This window comes from Cedecea sp. B1(4), assembly GCF_059414925.1.
Window position 1 is genome coordinate 307,268 of sequence record NZ_JCAHMZ010000003.1, and the last position, 23,439, is coordinate 330,706.

The 23,439-nt window shown below is 54.7% G+C and carries 17 protein-coding genes; 8 read left to right on the forward strand and 9 right to left on the reverse strand.

Annotated features, from left to right (window positions below; all coding sequences use genetic code 11):
* The first annotated feature begins 96 nt into the window (after positions 1–96).
* From dapB to folA, 7 genes are all read left to right on the forward strand, one after another.
* Positions 97–918 (forward strand): 4-hydroxy-tetrahydrodipicolinate reductase, encoded by an 822-nt coding sequence (gene dapB / locus ACR6JA_RS08970; protein ID WP_213715106.1) that lies wholly within the window; start codon positions 97–99, stop codon positions 916–918.
* A gap of 458 nt (positions 919–1,376) precedes the next feature.
* Positions 1,377–2,525: a glutamine-hydrolyzing carbamoyl-phosphate synthase small subunit gene (carA, locus tag ACR6JA_RS08975; RefSeq protein ID WP_008461704.1), complete on the forward strand. Its 1,149-nt coding sequence runs from the start codon at positions 1,377–1,379 to the stop codon at positions 2,523–2,525.
* Between the two features lie 18 nt (positions 2,526–2,543).
* A complete protein-coding gene (carB, locus tag ACR6JA_RS08980; RefSeq protein ID WP_008461705.1) occupies positions 2,544–5,768 on the forward strand; it encodes a carbamoyl-phosphate synthase large subunit in 3,225 nt (1,074 codons plus the stop codon).
* A gap of 139 nt (positions 5,769–5,907) precedes the next feature.
* Positions 5,908–6,141: a YgdI/YgdR family lipoprotein gene (locus ACR6JA_RS08985; RefSeq protein WP_494493918.1), complete on the forward strand. Its 234-nt coding sequence runs from the start codon at positions 5,908–5,910 to the stop codon at positions 6,139–6,141.
* 104 nt (positions 6,142–6,245) lie between these two features.
* The gene (gene kefF, locus ACR6JA_RS08990; RefSeq protein ID WP_494493919.1) at positions 6,246–6,776 is read left to right on the forward strand and encodes a glutathione-regulated potassium-efflux system oxidoreductase KefF; all 531 of its coding nucleotides are present in this window, start codon (positions 6,246–6,248) and stop codon (positions 6,774–6,776) included.
* Entirely contained in the window at positions 6,769–8,631 is a 1,863-nt protein-coding gene (gene kefC / locus ACR6JA_RS08995) for a glutathione-regulated potassium-efflux system protein KefC (RefSeq protein WP_494493920.1), read from the forward strand. Before kefF ends, kefC begins: the two co-directional genes overlap by 8 nt.
* Before the next feature lie 205 nt (positions 8,632–8,836).
* Positions 8,837–9,316: a type 3 dihydrofolate reductase gene (gene folA / locus ACR6JA_RS09000; protein ID WP_008461713.1), complete on the forward strand. Its 480-nt coding sequence runs from the start codon at positions 8,837–8,839 to the stop codon at positions 9,314–9,316.
* Positions 9,317–9,353: 37 nt separating this feature from the next.
* On the opposite strand, the gene apaH is transcribed toward folA, so the two are convergent.
* From apaH to lptD, 6 genes are read right to left on the reverse strand one after another with little or no spacing between them, the layout of a single operon-like run.
* Positions 9,354–10,205: a bis(5'-nucleosyl)-tetraphosphatase (symmetrical) ApaH gene (gene apaH, locus ACR6JA_RS09005; RefSeq protein ID WP_213715110.1), complete on the reverse strand. Its 852-nt coding sequence runs from the start codon at positions 10,203–10,205 to the stop codon at positions 9,354–9,356.
* A 4-nt stretch (positions 10,206–10,209) separates the two neighbouring features.
* A complete protein-coding gene (gene apaG / locus ACR6JA_RS09010; protein ID WP_008461718.1) occupies positions 10,210–10,587 on the reverse strand; it encodes a Co2+/Mg2+ efflux facilitator ApaG/CorD in 378 nt (125 codons plus the stop codon).
* 3 nt (positions 10,588–10,590) lie between these two features.
* Positions 10,591–11,415, reverse strand: a complete 825-nt coding sequence (rsmA, locus tag ACR6JA_RS09015; protein WP_039300352.1) for a 16S rRNA (adenine(1518)-N(6)/adenine(1519)-N(6))-dimethyltransferase RsmA — start codon at positions 11,413–11,415, stop codon at positions 10,591–10,593.
* Positions 11,412–12,401: a 4-hydroxythreonine-4-phosphate dehydrogenase PdxA gene (gene pdxA / locus ACR6JA_RS09020; RefSeq protein WP_008461723.1), complete on the reverse strand. Its 990-nt coding sequence runs from the start codon at positions 12,399–12,401 to the stop codon at positions 11,412–11,414. The genes rsmA and pdxA overlap by 4 nt, the downstream gene beginning before the upstream one ends.
* Entirely contained in the window at positions 12,394–13,686 is a 1,293-nt protein-coding gene (gene surA, locus ACR6JA_RS09025; RefSeq protein WP_008461725.1) for a peptidylprolyl isomerase SurA, read from the reverse strand. The genes pdxA and surA overlap by 8 nt, the downstream gene beginning before the upstream one ends.
* Positions 13,687–13,744: 58 nt before the next feature.
* Positions 13,745–16,156, reverse strand: a complete 2,412-nt coding sequence (gene lptD / locus ACR6JA_RS09030; protein WP_494493921.1) for an LPS assembly protein LptD — start codon at positions 16,154–16,156, stop codon at positions 13,745–13,747.
* A 181-nt stretch (positions 16,157–16,337) separates the two neighbouring features.
* Between lptD and djlA the strand changes: the two genes are divergently transcribed.
* Complete coding sequence (gene djlA / locus ACR6JA_RS09035; protein WP_008461730.1) at positions 16,338–17,156, forward strand: co-chaperone DjlA; 819 nt, start codon at positions 16,338–16,340, stop codon at positions 17,154–17,156.
* 30 nt (positions 17,157–17,186) lie between these two features.
* Here djlA and rluA read toward each other — a convergent pair whose 3' ends face one another.
* From rluA to polB, 3 genes are all read right to left on the reverse strand, one after another.
* Entirely contained in the window at positions 17,187–17,846 is a 660-nt protein-coding gene (gene rluA / locus ACR6JA_RS09040; RefSeq protein WP_213715116.1) for a bifunctional tRNA pseudouridine(32) synthase/23S rRNA pseudouridine(746) synthase RluA, read from the reverse strand.
* Positions 17,847–17,856: 10 nt separating this feature from the next.
* Entirely contained in the window at positions 17,857–20,763 is a 2,907-nt protein-coding gene (gene rapA, locus ACR6JA_RS09045; protein ID WP_494493922.1) for an RNA polymerase-associated protein RapA, read from the reverse strand.
* A 222-nt stretch (positions 20,764–20,985) separates the two neighbouring features.
* On the reverse strand, positions 20,986–23,346 hold the full coding sequence (gene polB, locus ACR6JA_RS09050; protein ID WP_213715121.1) for a DNA polymerase II: 2,361 nt from the start codon (positions 23,344–23,346) through the stop codon (positions 20,986–20,988).
* Positions 23,347–23,439 lie beyond the last annotated feature (93 nt).

The following is a 23,439-nucleotide window of genomic DNA, read 5'->3' on the forward strand; positions in this document are numbered from 1 at the left end:
TAAATTCTAATTATGGGTGTTTTCGGCTGGCGGCCTGTTAGAGGGCTGGTTAACCTGATAACGTTTTTACGAATTATTTAACCAAAGAGTAATGATATGCATGATGCACAGATTCGCGTAGCCATCGCGGGCGCGGGCGGCCGTATGGGGCGCCAGTTAATTCAGGCGGCTTTACAGCTGGATGGCGTTCAGCTTGGGGCGGCGCTTGAGCGTCCGGGTTCTTCTCTGGTCGGTAGCGATGCGGGCGAGCTGGCCGGCGTGGCAAAAACAGGGGTGCTGGTAAGCGATAACCTGGATGCGGTCGCTAACGATTTCGACGTTTTTATTGATTTTACTCGCCCTGAGGGAACGCTAGCTCACCTGGCATTTTGCCTCAAGCATGGCAAAGGCATGGTCATCGGCACGACGGGTTTTGATGAAGCCGGTAAGCAGGCCATTAACGATGCGGCGTGTGAGATCCCGATTGTTTTCGCGGCAAACTTTAGCGTGGGCGTGAATGTCATGCTGAAGCTGCTGGAGAAAGCGGCAAAAGTCATGGGCGAATACACCGATATCGAAATCATCGAAGCGCACCACCGCTACAAGGTGGATGCCCCGTCAGGCACCGCGTTGGCGATGGGCGAAGCGATTGCTCAGGCGATGGACAAAGATCTTAAAGATTGTGCTGTTTATACCCGCGAAGGTCATACCGGTGAACGTGTGCCTGGTACCATCGGTTTTGCCACCGTGCGTGCGGGCGATATCGTCGGGGAGCATACCGCGATGTTTGCAGATATTGGCGAACGAGTTGAGATTACCCACAAGGCTTCCAGCCGCATGACGTTTGCTAATGGGGCAGTTCGATCAGCTTCATGGCTTAAAGGTAAAAAGAACGGTATTTTTGATATGCGAGATGTGTTAGATCTCAATAATTTGTAGTTAAACGCATCCTTATAAATGTGGTTATTTGTTTTTAATTGATTGATTTTAGGGTGATTAATTTCACCCTTTTGTTTTTTTAAGTGTTTGATATTAATTTGTATATATTAGCCATTAAACTAGTGGTTATCCTCTGTTTTTGTGTTGTTGCAATGTTAATTTTGACCACTTGGTCCACTTTTTTACTGCCCTCTCTCCACTTTTCCAGTATTCATGGTCGGCAACCGATTACTTTCCCCAGGTTAGTTGGCTATTTTGACCTTCAAATCAGATATTTTTACTCTGAGCGGCAAAAGAGACATAAAAACTTCGTCTTGAGGTAGACTTTTACCCGGCTTGTCTCTAGAATGCCGCCGTTTGCCAAAAATCCGTAGGGCAGACGCTTTTTGCATTTGATTCAGGCGTTAGTTTTGAATTAATATGCGAATAAATTGAATGTTTATTCCCTGGAGGACGTTTTGATTAAGTCAGCGCTGTTGGTTCTGGAAGACGGAACCCAATTCCACGGTCGGGCCATTGGGGCATCGGGTACGGCAGTGGGTGAAGTCGTTTTCAATACCTCATTGACCGGTTATCAAGAAATCCTCACTGATCCTTCCTACTCCCGCCAGATCGTCACTCTTACTTATCCTCATATCGGTAATGTCGGCACCAATGAAGCCGACGAAGAATCCTCCCAGGTTCATGCGCAAGGCCTCGTCATTCGTGACCTGCCGCTGATTGCCAGTAACTTCAGAAGTCAGGAAGACCTTTCTTCTTACCTTAAGCGCCATAACATCGTGGCGATTGCCGATATTGATACCCGTAAGCTGACCCGCCTGCTGCGTGAAAAAGGTGCCCAGAACGGCTGCATCATCGCGGGCGATAACGTAGACGCGGCCCTAGCGCTGGAAAAAGCGAAAGCATTCCCTGGCCTGAACGGCATGGACCTCGCTAAAGAAGTAACCACGAAAGAAGCTTATACCTGGCAGCAGGGGAGCTGGACGCTGGAAGGCGACCTGCCGGAAGCGGCAAAAACCGAAGAGTTACCTTTCCACGTAGTGGCTTATGACTACGGCGCGAAACGCAATATTTTGCGTATGTTGGTAGACAGAGGCTGCCGCCTGACGGTGGTGCCTGCTCAAACGCCAGCGGAAGACGTGCTGAAGATGAACCCGGATGGCATCTTCCTTTCTAACGGCCCTGGCGACCCGGCACCTTGCGACTACGCCATCAGCGCAATCAAATCCTTCCTGGAGACAGAAATTCCTGTCTTTGGTATCTGCCTTGGCCACCAGCTGTTGGCGCTGGCCAGCGGTGCCAACACCGTAAAAATGAAGTTTGGTCACCACGGCGGCAACCACCCGGTAAAAGACCTGGATAAAGACTGCGTGATGATCACCGCGCAGAACCACGGTTTCGCGGTTGATGAGGCCACGCTGCCTGCTAACCTGCGCGTAACCCACAAATCACTGTTCGATGGCACCCTGCAGGGGATTCATCGTACCGATAAAGCCGCGTTCAGCTTCCAGGGGCACCCTGAGGCGAGCCCGGGGCCGCACGACGCTGCACCGCTGTTTGACCACTTTATCGATTTGATTAAGCAATACCGTTCTACCGCTAAATAATCAGGAGCCGAGAAGACCATGCCAAAACGTACAGATATAAAAAGCATCCTGATCCTCGGTGCGGGCCCGATTGTTATCGGCCAGGCCTGTGAGTTTGACTACTCTGGCGCGCAGGCTTGTAAAGCGCTGCGTGAAGAGGGTTACCGCGTTATTCTGGTGAACTCCAACCCGGCCACCATCATGACCGACCCGGAAATGGCAGATGCAACTTACATCGAGCCAATTCACTGGGAAGTGGTACGCAAAATCATCGAAAAAGAGCGTCCGGATGCAGTGCTGCCAACCATGGGTGGCCAGACCGCGCTGAACTGCGCGCTGGAGCTTGAGCGTCAGGGCGTACTGGAAGAGTTCGGCGTCACCATGATCGGCGCTACCGCCGATGCTATCGACAAGGCTGAAGACCGTCGTCGCTTCGACATTGCGATGAAAAAAATCGGTCTCGACACCGCTCGTTCCGGTATCGCGCACAATATGGAAGAAGCGCTGGCGGTTGCGGCAGACGTGGGTTATCCGTGCATCATTCGTCCATCCTTTACCATGGGCGGTACCGGCGGCGGCATCGCTTATAACCGCGAAGAGTTTGAAGAGATTTGCGAGCGTGGCCTGGATCTCTCCCCAACCAAAGAGCTGCTGATTGATGAGTCGCTGATTGGCTGGAAAGAGTACGAGATGGAAGTGGTGCGTGATAAGAACGACAACTGCATCATCGTCTGCTCTATCGAAAACTTCGACCCGATGGGGATTCATACCGGGGACTCCATCACCGTGGCACCAGCGCAAACGCTGACCGATAAAGAATACCAAATCATGCGTAACGCCTCGATGGCGGTACTGCGTGAAATCGGCGTGGAAACTGGCGGCTCAAACGTTCAGTTCTCCGTGAACCCAAAAACGGGCCGCCTGATTATCATCGAGATGAACCCGCGTGTGTCCCGTTCCTCTGCGCTGGCATCTAAAGCTACGGGCTTCCCGATTGCTAAAGTTGCCGCGAAGCTGGCAGTCGGTTACACCCTTGATGAGCTGATGAACGACATCACCGGTGGCCGCACTCCGGCATCCTTCGAACCGTCCATCGACTACGTTGTGACTAAAATTCCTCGCTTTAACTTCGAGAAATTTGCTGGTGCAAACGACCGTCTGACCACCCAGATGAAATCCGTGGGTGAAGTCATGGCTATCGGCCGTACTCAGCAGGAATCACTGCAGAAAGCGCTGCGTGGCCTGGAAGTGGGCGCTACCGGCTTTGACCCGAAAGTCAGCCTGGATGACCCGGAAGCGCTGACCAAAATCCGCCGCGAGCTGAAAGACGCTGGCGCAGAGCGTATCTGGTATGTGGCTGACGCATTCCGCGCGGGCCTGTCCGTAGATGGTGTGTTCAATCTGACCAACATCGACCGCTGGTTCCTGGTGCAGATTGAAGAGCTGGTGCGTCTGGAAGAGCAGGTGGCTGAAGTGGGCATCACCGGCCTGAACCATGACTTCCTGCGTATGCTGAAGCGCAAAGGTTTTGCGGATGCACGCCTGGCTAAACTGGCTGGCGTTCGTGAAGCTGAAATTCGCAAACTGCGCGAGCAATATAACCTGCACCCTGTCTACAAACGCGTAGACACCTGTGCGGCAGAATTCGCTACCGACACCGCTTATATGTACTCCACGTATGAAGAAGAGTGTGAAGCGAACCCGAACCATGACCGTGACAAAATCATGGTGCTGGGCGGCGGACCAAACCGTATCGGCCAGGGCATCGAGTTCGACTATTGCTGCGTACACGCCTCGCTGGCGCTGCGTGAAGATGGTTACGAAACCATTATGGTTAACTGTAACCCGGAAACCGTGTCTACCGACTACGACACCTCCGACCGCCTCTACTTTGAGCCTGTCACCTTTGAAGACGTGCTGGAAATCGTCCGCGTTGAGAAACCAAAAGGTGTCATCGTACAGTACGGCGGCCAGACTCCGCTGAAACTGGCTCGTGCGCTGGAAGCGGCTGGTGTGCCGGTTATCGGTACCAGCCCGGATGCTATCGACCGTGCAGAAGATCGTGAGCGCTTCCAGCACGCCGTTGAGCGCCTGAAGCTGAAACAGCCTGCTAACGCCACCGTAACGGCTATCGAGCAGGCGGTAGAGAAAGCCGTCCAGATTGGCTATCCGCTGGTGGTTCGCCCTTCCTATGTGCTGGGCGGCCGCGCGATGGAAATCGTCTACGACGAAGCAGACCTTCGCCGTTACTTCCAGACCGCGGTTAGCGTTTCCAACGACGCGCCGGTGCTGCTTGACCGCTTCCTTGACGATGCGGTCGAAGTGGACGTGGATGCCATTTGCGACGGTGAAACCGTGCTGATTGGCGGCATCATGGAACACATCGAGCAGGCGGGCGTTCACTCCGGTGACTCCGCATGTTCTCTGCCGGCTTACACTTTGAGCCAGGAAATCCAGGATGTGATGCGCCAGCAGGTGCAGAAACTGGCCTTTGAGCTCCAGGTGCGTGGCCTGATGAACGTGCAGTTTGCGGTGAAGGACAACGAAGTTTACCTGATTGAAGTGAACCCACGTGCCGCGCGTACCGTGCCGTTCGTTTCTAAAGCGACGGGCGTGCCGCTGGCAAAAGTTGCCGCTCGCGTTATGGCAGGCAAAACGCTTGTTGAGCAGGGCGTCACCAAAGAAATCATCCCGCCTTATTACTCGGTGAAAGAAGTGGTGCTGCCGTTCAACAAATTCCCGGGCGTTGACCCGCTGTTAGGGCCAGAAATGCGCTCTACCGGGGAAGTGATGGGCGTGGGTCGTACTTTCGCAGAAGCTTTCTCTAAAGCGATGCTGGGCAGCCAGTCCACCATGCGTAAACCAGGCCGCGCGCTTCTCTCCGTGCGTGAAGGTGACAAAGAGCGCGTAGTTGACCTGGCCGCGAAGCTGCTGAAACAGGGCTTTGAGCTGGATGCGACCCACGGTACAGCGATTGTGCTGGGCGAAGCGGGTATTAATCCACGCCTGGTGAACAAGGTGCATGAAGGGCGTCCGCACATTCAGGACCGTATCAAGAATGGCGAATACACCTACATCATCAACACCACCGCGGGCCGCCAGGCGATTGAAGACTCCAAGCTGATTCGCCGCAGCGCACTGCAGTACAAAGTGCATTATGACACCACGCTGAACGGCGGTTTCGCCACGGCGATGGCGCTGAATGCCGATGCTACCGAGAAGGTGATTTCGGTGCAGGAAATGCATGCCCAAATTAAGGGCTAAGCTTTCTCGTCCTGAAAGAATGTTCCGAAAATAACGCCAACGGCCTCTGAAAAGAGGCCGTTTTACTTTATACCCAGCGAGATAGTCTACAGTTAACTAGCACACAACTGAAAATGACTAAACACGCTGGGAGAACACCATGCAGAAACGAACTTTACTTGCTTCCCTCTTCACTGCCGCAACGCTGCTGACCGTGGTGGGCTGCTCGTCCAATCAGGCAGTTAAAACCAACGATGGCAAAACGATCGTGACCGACGGCAAACCGCAGGTCGACAAAGACACGGGGCTGGTGTCGTACAAAAATGCCGAAACGGGTAAAACCGAGCAGATCAACCGCGATCAGGTGAAAGAGATGAGCGAGCTGGATAACTAGTTAAGAAATATCCAACAACACGCTCAGCAATATTGACTGTTAGCCTGTCGATTAACTGACTAAACTCACTGTCATTAAAGGCAGTAGTGAAGACAGGCTTAACAATGATTCTTATAATTTATGCGCATCCCTATCCTCAGCATTCCCATGCCAACCGGCAAATGCTCGAGCGAGCCAAAGTGCTTCCGGGGGTAGAGATTCGCTCCCTCTATGAACTTTATCCCGATTTTAATATCGACATTGCCGCTGAGCAGCAGGCGTTAAGCCGCGCTGATTTGGTTATCTGGCAGCATCCCATGCAGTGGTACAGCATGCCGCCGCTGATGAAATTGTGGATAGACAAAGTGCTTTCGCACGGCTGGGCATACGGCAAAGGCGGGAATGCCCTGCACGGTAAAGAAGTGATGTGGGCCGTGACAACCGGCGGCAGCGAAAAACATTTTGAACTGGGCGATCATCCTGGATTTGACGTTCTCGCCCAGCCTCTGCAGGCCACGGCGCTCTACTGCGGAATGCAGTGGCTTCCGGCCTTCGCGATTCATTTCACCTTTGTTTGCGATGAATTGACGCTTGCCCGCCAGGCGGATGACTATAAGCAACGCTTAATTGACTGGCAGGAGGCTCATCGTGGATAGCCATAGCTTAATTCAGGCATTGATTTACCTCGGTTCTGCCGCGCTGATCGTGCCTATCGCCGTGCGGCTCGGATTAGGTTCTGTGCTGGGCTACCTGATTGCCGGCTGCATTATTGGACCATGGGGGCTGGGGCTGGTTACCGACGCCGAAACTATTCTGCACTTTGCTGAAATTGGCGTGGTGCTGATGCTCTTTGTTATCGGGCTTGAGCTTGATCCTCAGCGGCTATGGACGCTTCGCGCCTCGGTATTTGGCGGCGGTTTTCTGCAAATGGCGGCCTGCGGGCTGGCGCTCGGCGCGTTTTGTATCGTGATGGGGCTCAACTGGAAGATCGCCTTGCTTATTGGCCTGACGCTGGCGCTCTCATCCACCGCGATTGCTATGCAGGCGATGAACGAACGCAACCTGACCGTCACGCCGATGGGGCGGGGCGCGTTTGCCGTGCTGCTGTTCCAGGATATTGCGGCGATCCCTCTGGTGGCGATGATCCCGCTGCTGGCGAGCAGCGGCGGGACGATGACCTTTGCGACGTTTTTAATTTCCGCGCTTAAGGTTGCGGCGGCGCTTGCTCTGGTTGTACTGCTTGGGCGCTATGTCACCCGGCCAGTGCTGCGATTTGTGGCGCGCTCGGGGTTACGTGAAGTGTTCAGCGCCGTGGCGCTATTCCTGGTGTTTGGCTTTGGCCTGCTGCTTGAAGAGGCCGGTCTTTCGATGGCGATGGGGGCGTTTCTTGCCGGGGTGCTGTTAGCCAGCTCCGAATATCGTCACGCGCTGGAAAGCGATATTGAGCCGTTCAAGGGCCTGCTGCTGGGGCTGTTCTTTATCGGGGTTGGGATGTCTATCGACTTCGGGACTTTGCTCGACAACCCGCTGCGTATTCTCTTCCTGCTGGTCGGTTTCCTGATCATCAAAACGCTGGTGCTCTGGCTGGTCGCTAAGCCTTTAAAAGTGCCGCGTAAGCAGCGACGCTGGTTCGCCGTTTTGCTGGGGCAGGGAAGTGAATTTGCTTTTGTTATCTTCGGCGCGGCTCATATGGCTCAGGTGCTGGACGACGACTGGTCGAAGTCGCTGACGCTTGCCGTGGCGCTATCCATGGCGGCCACGCCTCTGTTGCTGGTGCTGCTGAACAGGCTCGAGAAAACGGGCAGCGAGCAGGCCGGAGAGGCCGACGAAATTGATGAAGAGCAGCCTCGGGTTATCATCGCGGGCTTCGGACGCTTTGGGCAGATTGCCGGTCGTCTGTTACTGAGCAGCGGAGTAAACGTGGTTATTCTGGATCACGATCCTGACCATATAGAGACGCTGCGAAAATTTGGCACCAAGGTCTTTTATGGGGACGCCACCCGCGTTGACCTGCTTGAGTCAGCCGGGGCCACAGGAGCTGAAGTGCTGATTAACGCCATTGACGATCCTGAAGCCAGCATGCAGCTCACTGAACTGGCGAAGGAGCACTTCCCGCATCTGCAGATCCTTGCCCGCGCGCGCGATATTAATCACTACATCCGCCTGCGCCAGGCGGGGGTCGAGATGCCGGAACGTGAAACGTTCGAAAGCTCGCTGAAGATTGGCCGTCGTGCGCTGGAGGGATTGGGCGTCGGCAAATATGAAGCGCGTGAGCGGGCCGACCACTTCCGCCGTTTTAACCTGCAAATGCTTGAAGAAATGGTACCGACTGATGATAAGACCGCCGAACGTGCGGATGTCTTTAAGCGCAACAGCGCGATGCTGACAGAGGTTATTAACGAGGATCGTGCGCATCTGCACGTTATCCAACGTGATGGCTGGCAGGGAACAAAAGAGGGTCTTCACAGCGGTAAACTTTCCGATGAACCCCCGGTCAGGCCAGCAGAGTGAACTTGCTGAAAAATATTTACTTTTCCTTATAGTGGGCGGGGGTTAACGCTAACCCCTTGTTCCATATCCCGCAGTTGAAAATCAGGGCGCGATGGCCGCAGCAGAATAAAAAAAATTCTCGTTACGCCCATTGCCTGCTGTCGACGAAAGATTGCGCTTTCCGTATAGTGGCGGCAATTTTTTTCATCATCATTAGGTTATATAAATGATCAGTCTGATTGCTGCTTTGGCGGTGGATCGCGTTATCGGCATGGAAAACGCCATGCCATGGGATTTGCCTGCCGACCTGGCCTGGTTCAAGCGCAATACGCTCAATAAACCTGTTGTTATGGGGCGCCTGACCTGGGAGTCTATTGGCCGCCCGCTGCCGGGGCGTAAAAACATCGTTATTAGCAGCCAGGCCGGAAATGACGATCGCGTTGAGTGGGTGAAATCGGTGGAAGAGGCGATTAAAGCCTGCGGTGATGCCGAAGAAATCATGGTGATTGGCGGGGGGCGCGTATACGAGCAGTTCCTGCCCAAGGCGCAGCGTCTTTACCTGACCCATATTGATGCGGAAGTGGAAGGGGACACGCATTTCCCGGATTACGATCCGGATGAGTGGCAGTCAACCTTCAGTGAATTCCACGATGCCGACGAGAATAACTCCCACGGTTATTGCTTCGAAATTCTGGAGCGTCGTTAAGTTTACCCCCTCTCTCGACAGAGAGAGGGGGTAACTTCTAAGAGGCGGCAGCGGTTTGATCTTCACCGCTATCCTGCTGACGATTTGAAGGCTGTACGAACCAGGCTTTATCTTCCCAGCGCAGGCAGGTTAGTTCTCCCCCCCAGCAGCAACCCGTATCCAGCGCATAGATCCCTTCTGGCGTGCCTTTCCCTTCCAGCGATGCCCAGTGACCAAAAGCCACAGAATATTCGGCGGTAACGGGGCCAGGAATCGCAAACCAGGGCTTCAGCGGCGAAGGCGCTTTTTCCGGCGTGTCTTTGCAGTACATATCCAGCTGGCCGTTAGGGAAGCAATAGCGCATGCGGGTGAGCGAGTTAGTGATGAAACGCAGGCGTGCCAGCCCGGAGAGATCGCTGGACCAGTTGTTGGGCATATCGCCATACATTGCATCCAGGAAAAGCGGGTAGCTGTCGCTGGAGAGAACGGCTTCGACATCACGTGCACAGGCCAGCGCGGTATTGATATCCCACTGAGGCGTGATCCCCGCATGAGACATAACAAGCCTTTTCTCTTCATCCACCTGAATGAGCGGCTGACGACGAAGCCAATTGAGAAGCTCGTCGGCATCAGGCGCTTCCAGCAGTGGCGTAATGCGGTCTTTAGGTTTGTTGCGGCTGATGCCCGCAAAGACGGCTAAAAGATGCAGGTCATGGTTACCGAGTACCACTCGTACGCTGTCACCGAGACTGCGAACATAGCGCAGCACCTCCAGCGAAGCTGGCCCACGGGCCACCAGATCGCCCGTCAGCCACAGCGTATCTTCTTCAGGGTTGAAATTAACCTGCTGCAGCAACGCGATCAGTTCATCGTAGCAGCCGTGAACATCGCCAATCAGATATGTAGACATGGTATCAGTGAATAAAAGTTGGAATGGCCAGACGGAAAACGGGGATCTCGACCCTGAAGGCCTCTCCCTGCGCATCGACCATTTCATAATGGCCCTGCATGGTGCCGAGCGGCGTTTCGATAACCGCTCCGCTGGTGTACTGGTAGTCGTTGCCCGGTTCAATATGCGGCTGTTCGCCGACGACACCTTCGCCCTGAACCTCGGTTTCGCGGCCGTTACCGTTGGTAATTAGCCAGTAACGGCCAAGTAGCTGAACTGCTGTTCGCCCCAGATTGCGAATAGTGACTGTGTACGCAAATACGAAACGCTCATCCTCAGGCGAGGACTGCGACTCAATATAAAAGCTTTGTACCTGCACGCATACGCGGGGCGAATCAAGCATGGTTTAGCTCTCCGACGGCTGTTGTGGGTTGTCAGCCAAATAGTTTGCAAGCTTACAGTATTGCTCAACGGAAATGTTTTCCGCACGCAGCGTCGCATCGACGCCCAGCTCCGCCAGCACGTCGGCACTGAACAGATGACCAAGGCTGTTACGGATAGTTTTACGACGCTTGTTAAAGGCTTCCGTGGTGATACGGCTCAGCACGCGCAGATCTTTCACCGGGTGCGGTAAAGTCGCGTGTGGTACCAGACGCACAACGGCAGAGTCCACTTTTGGCGCCGGCGTAAACGCCGTTGGCGGGACTTCAAGCACAGGAATAACGTTGCAGTAGTACTGTGCCATCACCGACAGGCGCCCATAGGCTTTACTGTTTGGCCCGGCGACTAAGCGGTTAACCACCTCTTTTTGCAGCATGAAGTGCATGTCTGCAATGGCATCAGTATAGCTAAAGAGATGGAACATCAGCGGCGTAGAGATGTTATACGGCAGGTTACCGAAGACGCGCAACGGCTGGCCGATTTTCTGCGAAAGATCGCCGAAATCCATGGTCATGGCATCCTGCTGATAAATTGTCAGCTTGGGGGCCAGGAACGGGTGCGTTTGCAAACGTGCGGCAAGATCGCGGTCCAGTTCGATAACGGTCATTTTATCCATGCGTTCACCCACAGGCTCGGTCAGTGCACCAAGGCCTGGGCCAATTTCGACCATTGCCTGGCCTGGCTGTGGGTTAATTGCGGAGACAATACTGTCGATAACGAACTGGTCATTAAGGAAGTTTTGTCCAAAACGTTTGCGGGCAAGGTGGCCCTGGTGGACTCGAGTATTCATTGACTATTTACAATCATTTTAATGGCGAGATTAAGCGCCGTAATAAAACTGCCGACGTCGGCTTTCCCCTGGCCTGCCAGCTCAAGAGCCGTGCCGTGGTCAACCGAGGTACGGATAAAAGGTAACCCCAACGTGATATTTACCGCGCGGCCGAAGCCCTGATATTTCAACACGGGCAGACCCTGATCGTGATACATCGCCAGTACGGCGTCAGCACTATCGAGGTATTTAGGCTGGAATAGCGTATCTGCCGGTAACGGGCCAGAAAGGTGCATCCCCAGAGCGCGCATCTCATTTAACACCGGGATAATAGTGTCTATCTCTTCGGTGCCCATGTGGCCACCTTCCCCGGCGTGCGGATTGAGACCGCAAACCAGTACATGCGGCTGCGGGATACCAAATTTGGTTTGCAGGTCATGATACAGGATGGTGACAATCTGGCGTAGTAAATCCGGTGTAATGGCGTCAGAAATTGCTTTCAGCGGCAGATGCGTTGTGGCCAGCGCAACGCGCAACTCTTCCGTGGCCAGCATCATCACCACTTTTTCGCTATGTGAGCGCTCTTCGAAGAACTCGGTGTGACCAATAAACGGAATCCCGGCATCGTTGATAATGCCTTTGTGTACCGGCCCGGTAATCAGCGCGGCGAATTCTCCGTTCAGGCAGCCATCGCATGCCCGAGCGAGCGTCTCGACGACGTAAGCACTGTTACGCACATCCAGTTGCCCTGGAATGACCGGCGCACGTAGCTCAACGGGCAGCACGGTCAACGTACCTGCAGCCTGTGGTTTTGCCGGTTGATTTGCCTCGAAAGGCTGGAGCGTCAGGGGGAGGCCGAGCAGAGAGGCTCTGGCAAGTAGCAATTCTGGAGAAGCACAGACGACCAGTTCAACGGGCCAGTCGCGTTGCGCTAACGCGACGACCAGGTCGGGACCAATCCCGGCGGGTTCGCCGGGAGTGATGGTCACACGAAAGATGTTAGCCATTGCTGCCTATGATTTTCACGTAAGCGCTGGCGCGCTGTTCCTGCATCCAGGTTTGCGCTTCTTCGGAGAACTTGCGGTTGAACAGCATGCGGTAGGCACGGTCTTTTTGCGCCGCATCGGTTCTGTCGACTTTACGCGTGTCCAGCAGTTCGATCAGGTGCCAGCCGAAGGAGGAGTGCACCGGGGCGCTCATCTGGCCTTTGTTCAGCTTCTGCAGTGCATCGCGGAAAGCAGGATCATAAATATCCGTTGCCGCCCAGCCTAGATCGCCACCCTGGTTCGCTGAACCTGGATCGTCCGAGAAGGATTTCGCTGCTGCGGCAAAGGTGGTTTTACCGCTCTTAATGTCAGCGGCAATTTGCTCCAGCTTCTGGCGCGCCTGAGTATCGTTCATGATAGGCGACGTTTTCAGCAGAATGTGGCGGGCGTGAACTTCGGTCACAGAAATATTCTGGTTCTGACCGCGCATATCGTTAACTTTCAGGATGTGGAAACCAACGCCTGAACGAATAGGCCCGATAATGTCTCCCTTCTTCGCTGTGCTCAATGCCTGGGCAAAAATAGAAGGCAGTTCCTGGATGCGACCCCAACCCATTTGGCCGCCTTTCAGCGCCTGCTGGTCGGCAGAATAGCTGATCGCTAGCTTGCCGAAGTCTGCCCCGTTGCGTGCCTGATCGACAACGTTACGTGCCTGTTTTTCTGCGTCATCAACCTGAGCAGAGCTTGGGTTTTCTGGCAGCGCAATCAGGATGTGGCTCAGGTTCAGTTCCGTACTGCTGTCGTTCTGGTTTCCGACCTGTTGTGCCAGGGCATCAACTTCCTGCGGCAGGATTGAGACGCGACGACGGACTTCATTGTTACGCACTTCCGAAATCGTCATCTCTTTACGGATCTGACTGCGGTAGGTGTTGTAGTTCACGCCATCATAGGCCAGACGGCTGCGCATCTGATCCATGGTCATGTTGTTCTGTTTTGCGATGTTGGCGATGGCCTGATCGAGTTCATCGTCGGTGATCTTCACGCCCATCTTCTGGCCCATCTGCAGGATGATTTGATCCATGATCAGACGTTCAATGATTTGATGGCGAAGCGTCGCGTCGTCAGGAAGCTGTTGCCCCGCGTCGCGTGAGTTCATTTTGACGGACTGCATTAACCCGTCAACATCACTTTCAAGGACTACGCCGTTATTGACTACGGCAGCTACTTTGTCGACAACCTGCGGGGCTGCAAAAGTCGTGTTCGCCACAAGCGCGACACCAAGAAGCAGCGTTCTCCAGTTCTTCATACTTTTTCCATTTTACTTAGCCGCAAAGCGGATTATTTAGAGAATTCGTCAAAGTGAATTACATCGAACTCTGGTACGGCAGAATGTTAGAACGCAGCATCTGCGGAATACCCAGGCCATAGTTGGAACTCAGGCCGCGTAATTCGATGTTAAAGCCGATTACGTTATCGTATTTGCTTTGGTTATTTTCCCAGCCGTTGATTTTACGTTCGACGCCTACGCGAATGGCATAACAGCAAGAGCTGTACTGCACGGCGAACATAGAATCAGCGGACTGTCGGGCATTGGTATCGTAGTAGTAGGCCCCGACAACTGACCAGCGATCCACGATTGGCCAGCTGGCGACCATACCGATCTGCGAAATCCCTTCTTTATACTGTTCGTAAGTCGAGTATGTCGGCAATGTTGCCTGAATATACTCCGGACTCGCATAACGATAGGTCAACTGCGCAATACGATCGGCATCACGGCGGTATTCAATGGCTCCGTTACCGTTAGCCACGCTGCCCAAGCGAGCATCATACTGAACGCCGCCACGCAGGCCCCAACGGTCGGTCATACGCCAGTAAGTATCGCCAGCCCAAAGCATAGAGCCCGTTTTCTTATCTTTCTCCCAGTTAATATTGTCATCCCCGGTACGGGACTGGGTGAAATAGTAGATTTGACCCGCGGATACGTTAAAACGTTCAACCGAAGCGTCATCATAAACGCGAGAAGTGACGCCCGTCGTTACCTGATTGGCGGAAGCAATACGGTCAAGGCCGCCGTAAGTACGGTCGCGGAACAGCCCGTTGTAATCAGACTGCAACAGCGATGAGTCGTAGTTGTTGATAGCACTTTGGTTACGATACGGCACGTACAGGTACTGAGCGCGTGGCTCCAGAGTCTGCGTCCAGCCGGCAACGGAGTCCATATCACGATCGAAGATCAGCTTACCATCCACTTTAAACTGCGGCAGCGTGCGGTTGACTGATGATTCGAGGCCGTTCGCTGAGGCCAGCGTTTGCTGATTAGCGGATGTGGCGTTGCTCTTGTACAGATTTGCTGCGTAATTCTGGTACTGCTCAAGGTTACCCTGCTGATAATGGGTCATCATCAGCTTGGCTTCGGTGTTCAGACTGGCCCAGCCGTTAGACAGCGGCAGGTTGATCACCGGCTCAAGGTGCAGACGCGTTGCATCAGGCATATTGTCATTCACGTTAGTGAATTTCACCGCCTGGCCATAAATTCGGGTATCAAATGGACCAACGTCATTCTGGTAGAAGTTGACGTCCAGCTGTGGTTCCGCACGGTAAGAGCTCGCACCGCTGTTTAGCTGGTTAGCGAACACCTGAAACTGTTTAGTTGATAATGTGGCGTCGAAGTTTTCAACTGCGTAGCCGACGCTAAATTTTTGCGTGGCGTAGCCGTCGGTACTGTTGCCGTACTGCGAGCTGAAGTCGTTGAAGTAGCGTGAGTCGCTAACCTTGGTGTAATCGACGTTGAAGCGCCACACCTGATCCATGACCCCGCTGTGGTTCCAGTAGAACAGCCAGCGGCGATCTTTTTCGCCCGGCGAAACGCCCGACTCGTTTTTGTATTCGTCATCCGACGGGAGATAGTCAAACTCCATCAGGCCTGAACCTGCCTGGGTCAGATAGCGGAATTCGTTCTGCCACTGGATACCGCCACGCTTATCAATATAGTGAGGCGTGATAGTGGCATCGAAGTTAGGCGCAATGTTCCAGTAATATGGCAGCGCGAACTCAATGCCGCTGTTGGTGCTGTATTTAGCGCTGGGGATCAGGAAGCCCGAACGGCGTTTATCACCAATGGGAAGCTGCAGATAAGGGCTGTAGAAGACCGGCACGGGGCCCAGTTTAAAGCGGGCATTCCAAATCTCTGCCACTTCTTCCTGTCTGTCCTGGATCACTTCACTGCCGACCACGCTCCAGGTATTGGAACCCGGCAGGCAGGAGGTAAACGTCCCGTTCTCAAGAATCGTGTAACGGTTGTCGCCGCGCTGTTTCATGAGGTCTGCGGTACCGCGACCCTGGCGGCCAACCATCTGGTAATCACCGTTCCAGACGTTAGTATCTTTGGTGTTTAAATTTGACCAGGCTTTAGGACCTTTCAGGATGACCTGATTGTCGTCGTAATGCACATTACCTAAGGCATCCACGGTGCGGACGGGATCGGGTTGACCTTCGACCTGCTTCTGGCGAAGCTGAACTTCGTCTGATTGCAGGCGGCTGTTGCCCTGCTGAACGTCAACATTCCCGGTAAAAACGGCATTGTCCGGGTAGTCACCTTTGGCGTGATCGGCCTGGATTGTTACCGGCTGGCTATTGCCGTCGTCCTTAACCAATGGACGATTGTAGCTTGGGATACCCAGCATACACTGCGAGGCAAGGTCGGCAGCCATACCTTGTTGGCTATAAAGGGCTGAACCAATCAGTGTGGCCAGCAAGGTGGGAATACGTTTTTTCATACGTGTTATTTGTTGTTCCGTCATCAGGGTATAGCGAAGGCAAACGGTCAGAGACTAACGTACTCATCACCACAGCGCTAGTGTTAATCCAGCCCATTAGCAGTATGCCGTTAGGCAGCGCTATCAATGGCGGGTATGATAAAGCAAATTCTAGACGACAGCATGACGATTTGGGGAGTATATGCAGTATTGGGGAAAAGTACTCGGTGTTGCTTTGGGTTTAATCTCGGGCGGCGGCTTTTGGGGTGTGGTGATAGGTTTTCTTATCGGCCATATGTTTGATAAGGCACGCAGCCGTCGCGGGGCCTGGTTTGCTAACCAACAGCAGCGTCAGGCGATCTTTTTTTCTACCACTTTTGAAGTGATGGGGCACCTCACCAAATCGAAAGGTCGGGTAACGGAAGCTGATATTCAAATAGCGTCTTTATTGATGGACCGAATGCAGCTTCATGGTGAGGCGCGCGCCGCCGCTCAGCGAGCATTTCGCGCGGGGAAAGAAAATAACTATCCACTCAGAGAAAAGATGGGGCAGATGCGAAGCGTCTGTTTTGGCCGTTCTGACTTAATTCGGATGTTTCTGGAAATACAAATCCAGGCTGCGTTTGCGGATGGCTCGCTGCACCCAAATGAGCGTCAGGTGCTGTATGTGATTGCCGAAGAACTGGGGATCTCGCGTGCCCAGTTCGACCAGTTCTTGCGCATGATGGAAGGCGGCCAGCAGTTCGGTGGTGGCCAGTACCAATACCAGCAATCGCAAGGCGGCTTCGCGCAGCAGCAAAGAGGCCCGACATTGGAAGATGCCTGCAAGGTGCTTGGAGTAAAAAGCAGCGATGAGCCAACGGTTATCAAGCGCGCGTATCGTAAGTTAATGAGTGAGCACCACCCTGACAAGCTGGTGGCAAAAGGCCTGCCGCCGGAAATGATGCAGATGGCGAAGCAAAAGGCCCAGGAGATTCAGGGCGCTTACGACCTGATTAAAACCGCAAAAGGGTTTAAATAGAAAAAAGCCTCTCAAATGAGAGGCTTTTCTTTAGAACTCCGCCGGCGCTTTAAACGTCATTGGTGTGCCGTAGCTCGGGTGCGTGATGGTGAGCATCTCGGCATGGAGCTGAAGACGCGGCGCCATGGCAAGCGCTTCTGGCGTGGCATAGAAGCGATCGCCTAGAATCGGATGCCCCAGCGCCTGCATATGGACGCGAAGTTGATGTGAACGTCCGGTAATCGGCTTGAGCTGTATACGCGAGGTATTATCCGCAGCGTATTCCAGCACCAGATACTCGGTCTGCGCGGATTTCCCTGTCTCGTAGCACACCTTCTGTTTTGGTCTGTTAGGCCAGTCGCAAATCAGCGGCAAATCTACCAAACCTTCTTCCGATTGTGGATGGCCCCAAACGCGAGCCACATACTGCTTTTTCGGCTCGCGTTCACGGAACTGACGCTTCAGCTCGCGCTCTGCCGCTTTGGTCAGCGCCACCACGATCACGCCGCTGGTTGCCATATCAAGCCGATGGACAGATTCCGCTAGCGGGAAGTCGCGCTGAATGCGCGTCATCACGCTGTCTTTGTGCTCATCAAGACGCCCCGGAACGGACAACAGGCCGCTGGGCTTGTTAACCACCATGATGTGCTCATCCTGGTAAAGGATAACCAGCCAGGGCTCGAGAGGCGGATTGTACGGTTCCATCAGCATGGCCATTTCCTTACTGGTGCGTCACAACAATCAGGCGTAGCGCATCAAGACGCCAGTTAGCCTGGCTCAGCGCTTCCATCACCTGCTGGCGATTGGTTTCGATAGCCGCAAGCTCGTCGTCACGAATGTTTGGGTTAACGGCTTTCAACGCTTCCAGACGGGACAGCTCAGCGCTCAGCTTCTCATCGGCTTCTTCACGAGCTGCGTCGATCAACGCCTGTGCCGCATCGGCAACTTTCTCTTCCGCCACCTGCAGAATAGCGTGCACGTCGGACTGCACCGCATTCACCAGTTTGCTGCCGGTATGGCGGTTAACCGCGCTGAGCTGGCGGTTGAAGCTTTCAAACTCCACCTGCGCCGCGAGGTTGGTGCCGTTCTTATCCACCAGCATGCGCACCGGCGTCGGCGGCAGGAAGCGATTGAGCTGCAGCTGTTTAGGCGCTTTAGCCTCAACAACGTAAACCAGCTCCAGCAGCAGCGTGCCCACCGGCAGCGCTTTGTTTTTCAGCAGAGACAGGGCACAGCTACCGGTATCGCCTGACAGAATCAAATCCAGGCCGTTGCGGATGATCGGGTGTTCCCAGGTCACAAACTGCGCGTCTTCGCGGGACAAGGCGACGTCACGCTCGAAGGTGATTGTGCAGCCGTCTTCCGGCAGGCCCGGGAAGTCAGGGACCAGCATATGGTCGGACGGAGTAATGACGACCATGTTGTCGCCGCGATCGTCTTGGTTAATGCCGACGATATCAAACAGGTTCATGGCAAAACTAACGAGGTTAGTGTCGTTATCTTGCTCGGAAATGGCTTCTGCCAGCGCCTGCGCTTTTTCACCGCCGTTGGAATGAATTTCCAGCAGACGGTCGCGGCCCTGCTCAAGCTGCTGCTTCAGGGCATCGTGTTGCTCGCGGCACTGCTTGATCAGCGCGTCAAAGCCTTCGGTATTTTCCGGGGCCGCGAGATATTCGATCAGCTGCGGGTAGACGCTGTCATAAATGGTGCGGCCAGTCGGGCAGGTGTGTTCGAAGGCATCCAGGCCAGCATGGTACCAGTCCACCAGGACCGACTGAGCGGTTTTTTCCAGGTAAGGAACGTGGATCTGGATGTCGTGCGCCTGGCCAATACGGTCGAGACGGCCAATACGCTGCTCCAGCAGGTCCGGGTTAAACGGCAGGTCAAACATCACCAGTTGGCTGGCGAACTGGAAGTTACGGCCTTCTGAACCAATCTCGGAGCACAGCAGGACCTGAGCGCCGGTATCTTCTTCCGCAAACCAGGCTGCAGCGCGGTCTCGTTCGAGGATAGACATGCCTTCATGGAAGACGGCTGCGCGGATGCCTTCGCGCTCACGCAGAACCTGCTCAAGCTGGAGTGCCGTCGCGGCCTTGGCGCAGATCACCAGCACTTTCTGCGAACGGTGGCTTGTCAGGTAGCCCATCAGCCATTCAACGCGTGGGTCGAAGTTCCACCAGGTGCCGGTGTCGCCTTCGAACTCCTGATAAATCTGCTCCGGATACAGCATATCCCGGGCGCGATCCTCCACGGACTTACGCGCGGCCATAATACCGGAGACTTTAATCGCCGTCTGGTACTGGGTTGGCAGCGGCAGGCGAATGGTGTGCAGTTCGCGTTTCGGGAAACCTTTCACGCCGTTACGGGTGTTACGGAACAGCACGCGGCTGGTGCCGTGCCTGTCCATCAGCATGGAGACCAGCTCCTGGCGTGCGGCTTCACTGCCTTCGCGATCGCTGTTGGCAGTTTGCAGCAGTGGCTCGATATCCTGCTCGCCAATCAGCTCACCCATGGTATTCAGCTGCTCATCGTTCAAGCGATCACCTGCCAGCAGCAAGGCGACGGCGTCTGCAACCGGGCGGTAATTTTGCTGCTCGTCGACGAACATGGCGAAATCATGGAAGCGATTTGGGTCCAGCAGGCGTAAGCGCGCGAAGTGGCTTTCCATGCCCAGCTGTTCAGGCGTGGCGGTCAGCAACAGGACGCCAGGAACATGTTCGGCCAGCTGTTCAATAGCCTGGTATTCACGGCTGGGCGCATCTTCGCTCCACACCAAATGGTGAGCTTCATCGACAACCAGCAGATCCCACTCCGCTTCGCAGAGGTTTTCCAGACGCTGTTTATTGCGGCGCACGAAGTCCAGCGAGCAAATGACCAATTGTTCGGTGTCAAACGGGTTGCTGCTGTCGTGCTGGGCTTCCGCGTAACGTTCATCGTCAAACAGCGCGAAGCGCAAGTTAAAGCGGCGCAGCATTTCGACCAGCCACTGATGCTGCAGTGTTTCCGGCACCACAATCAGCACGCGCTCGGCGCTACCGGCCAGCAGTTGCTGGTGGATGATCATCCCGGCTTCAATGGTTTTACCCAGGCCAACCTCATCCGCGAGCAATACGCGCGGCGCATGGCGGCGGCCAACATCATGAGCGATGTTTAGCTGGTGAGGGATCAGGCTAGTGCGCATCCCGCGCAGGCCGCTCCAAATCTGGCGTGACTGTTCGCTCTGATATTTGCGGGCGCGGAAACGCAGCGCAAAGCGGTCCATACGATCGATTTGCCCGGCAAACAGGCGATCCTGTGGTTTGCTGAAGACCAATTTGCTGTCGAGAAACACTTCGCGCAGCAGGACGTCAGACTCTTCGGTATCGAGACGGGTGCCGAGGTAGGCGAGTAAACCCTTTTCTTCCTTAACTTCATCAACTTTCAGCTGCCAGCCTTCATGGCTGGTAATCACATCGCCTGGGTTAAACATCACGCGGGTGATCGGGGAGTCATTTCTGGCGTACAGACGATTTTCACCCGTTGCCGGGAAGAGCAGGGTAACCATACGCGCATCCAGCGCCACCACGGTTCCCAGTCCCAGTTCGCTTTCGGTATCGCTGATCCAACGTTGACCAAGTGTAAAAGGCATAAGTTTTCGGCTCTATTTCAGTGACTTAAATTTGCAGGCAATAGCATGGCAACCGCGCACAGGCGGCGCAGTTGTTTAAAATTGGGTCTAAGGATTCGAAGAAAGGGCGCTATGGTACTGGATGGCAACGGATTCGTCACGCACTCGTCATGCTTCAAATTACGGCGGCGCTGGCTGTACGCTCTTAGCGCCTCGCCGTAAGCAGAGTTATGTAGAGTATTTTTAAAATAGCCCCATCTGCCCCGTCATCAGTGTAGCAAAGTCGTCCTCAAGGAAGGGCAAAATCCCCTCGGCGACGGGCTGCAGCTGGCGAGTCAGGTAGTGGTCATAATCCGGCGGAGATTGCTGATAATCAACCGGCTCCGGGCCGCTCAGGGTCATGACATATTTTATCGTGCCGCGATTCTGGTATTGCGCCGGCCTGCCCAGACGTTGGTTATGTTCATCGGCAAGCCTTGCCGCACGAACGTGAGGCGGCACGTTTTTCTGGTACTCGCTTAACGGGCGACGCAGGCGTTTGCGATAGATCAGCTGTGAATCCAGCTCACCCGACATCAGGCTTGCAATGGTCTCACGGATGTAGTCCTGATAGGGCTCGCCGCGGAAAATTCGCCAATAGAGCGTTTGCTGGAACTGTTGGGCGAGGGGCGTCCAGTCGGTGCGCACTGTTTCAAGCCCTTTAAATACCATGCGCTGTTCGTCGCCCTCCTGAATAAGCCCGGCGTAACGCTTTTTACTGCCCAGATCCGTTCCCCGGATGGTGGGCATCAGGAAGCGGCAGAAGTGCGTTTCGTACTCAAGCTCAAGGGCGCAGTCGAGATTCAGCGTGGTTTTCAGATGCCGTTGCCACCAGGTGTTGACGTACTCAACCAGCTTCCTGCCAATCTGTGCGGCGTCCTTTTCGCTGTGGGCCTGTTTCAGCCAGACAAAGGTTGAATCCGTATCGCCGTATATAACGTCATAGCCCTGGGATTCAATCAGCGCTTTTGTCTGGCGCATGATCTCGTGACCGCGCATGGTGATCGACGAAGCCAGGCGGGGATCGAAAAAGCGACAGGCGCTGGTACCCAGCACGCCGTAAAAAGCATTCATGATGATCTTGAGCGCCTGGGAGAGCGGCTTGTTGCCGTGGCGTTTTGCCTCGTCCCGGCCATGCCAGATCTGGCTCACGATCTCGGGCAGGCAGTGTTTGTCGCGGGAGAACCAGCCGCCAATAAACCCTTCAACGGAGTGCGTCACGTCTGGCTGGGCTGTACCTTCGACGAGGCCGACCGGATCGATTAAGAAGGTACGGATAATCGACGGATACAGGCTTTTATAATCGAGCACCAGCACCGAGTCATAGAGTCCAGGACTTGAATCCATCACATAGCCGCCGGGGCTTGCCTGCGGCGGAACCTCGCCCAGATTGGGGGCAACATAGCCTGCACGATGCATACGCGGGAAATAAAGGTGGCTGAAAGCAGCTACCGAGCCGCCGTGTTTATCCAGCGGGAGCCCGTTGACCGTCGCCCGCTCGAGCAGGAAAGGCATCAGCTCCGTTTTGTGGAAAATACGCGTGACCAGCTCGCAGTCTTTGAGGTTATAGGTCGCCAGCGCGGGTTTGTCTTCGGCAAAGCGGCGGTCGATCTCATCCATACGATCCCAGGGATTATCAATCGACTTCCCTTCACCTAGAAGTTCACGGGAGACCGTTTCCAGTGAAAACGAAGAGAAATTCCAGAACGCCGATTTTAGCGCTTCGATGCCGTCGATAATGACCCGGCCCGCAAGTTGGGCAAAGAAAACGCCCTGCTTAAAGCCGTGCTCACGCCATTCTAGCGGGCTGTTGCCGCGGCCCAGGCGGAGCGGAACCTGGTAGCGTTCGGCCATTTTTTGCAGCACGCGCAGGTCAAACTGCACGACGTTCCAGCCGATCAGGACGTCGGGATCGTGCTCGGCAAACCAGCCATTCAGCTTCTCCAGCAGCAAAGGGCGGCTGGCGACATATTCCAGCGTAAAATCCAGGCCAGCAGCATCGCCGTTTTCAGGCCCCAGCATATAGACGTGACGCTGCCCGCAGCCTTCAAGGCCGATGCAGTACAGCTCCCCGTGTCGATTCGTTTCTATATCCAGCGAGACCCATTTCAACGGCGGGCGGTATTCTGGGGAAGGTTTCAGGCGGGTATCCAGCAGTACATCGCCCTGAGAGTATCCGCTAAACCAAACCGGCGCGGTAATAAAGCGTTCCATCAGGAAGCGCTCCGGAGGGCGAATATCCGCCTCATAGACCGTCACGCCGCCGTCGCGGAGCAGTTTCTCCAGCCGCATTAACTGGCGGTGCTGCTGGCAATACAGGCCCGCTACCGGCTGGCGATGGAAGTCTTTGAGTTCAAGCGGCGTAAGGCGGAACTGGTTTTCACCGGCTAGCAGACGCTGCGCCTGGGCTAACTGCGCCTGGGGAATAAAAGCGACGGATTCCTGCGGCGGCAGGCGCACCTTAAGCGGGCCATCGTCCGTGGCCAGCCAGAAATCGACTTCGGTACCGCGCGGGGTGTCTCGCCAGTGCCTGGTCAGCAGAAACCCCTGACGAGCTTGAGACACGCTGCATTCTCTCTCAGGAAAAGTGTTTCGATTATAGCGCAAACAACCGTGACTTACTGCATTTATATACAGTGTTGTTGTCCGGGAGTGCGA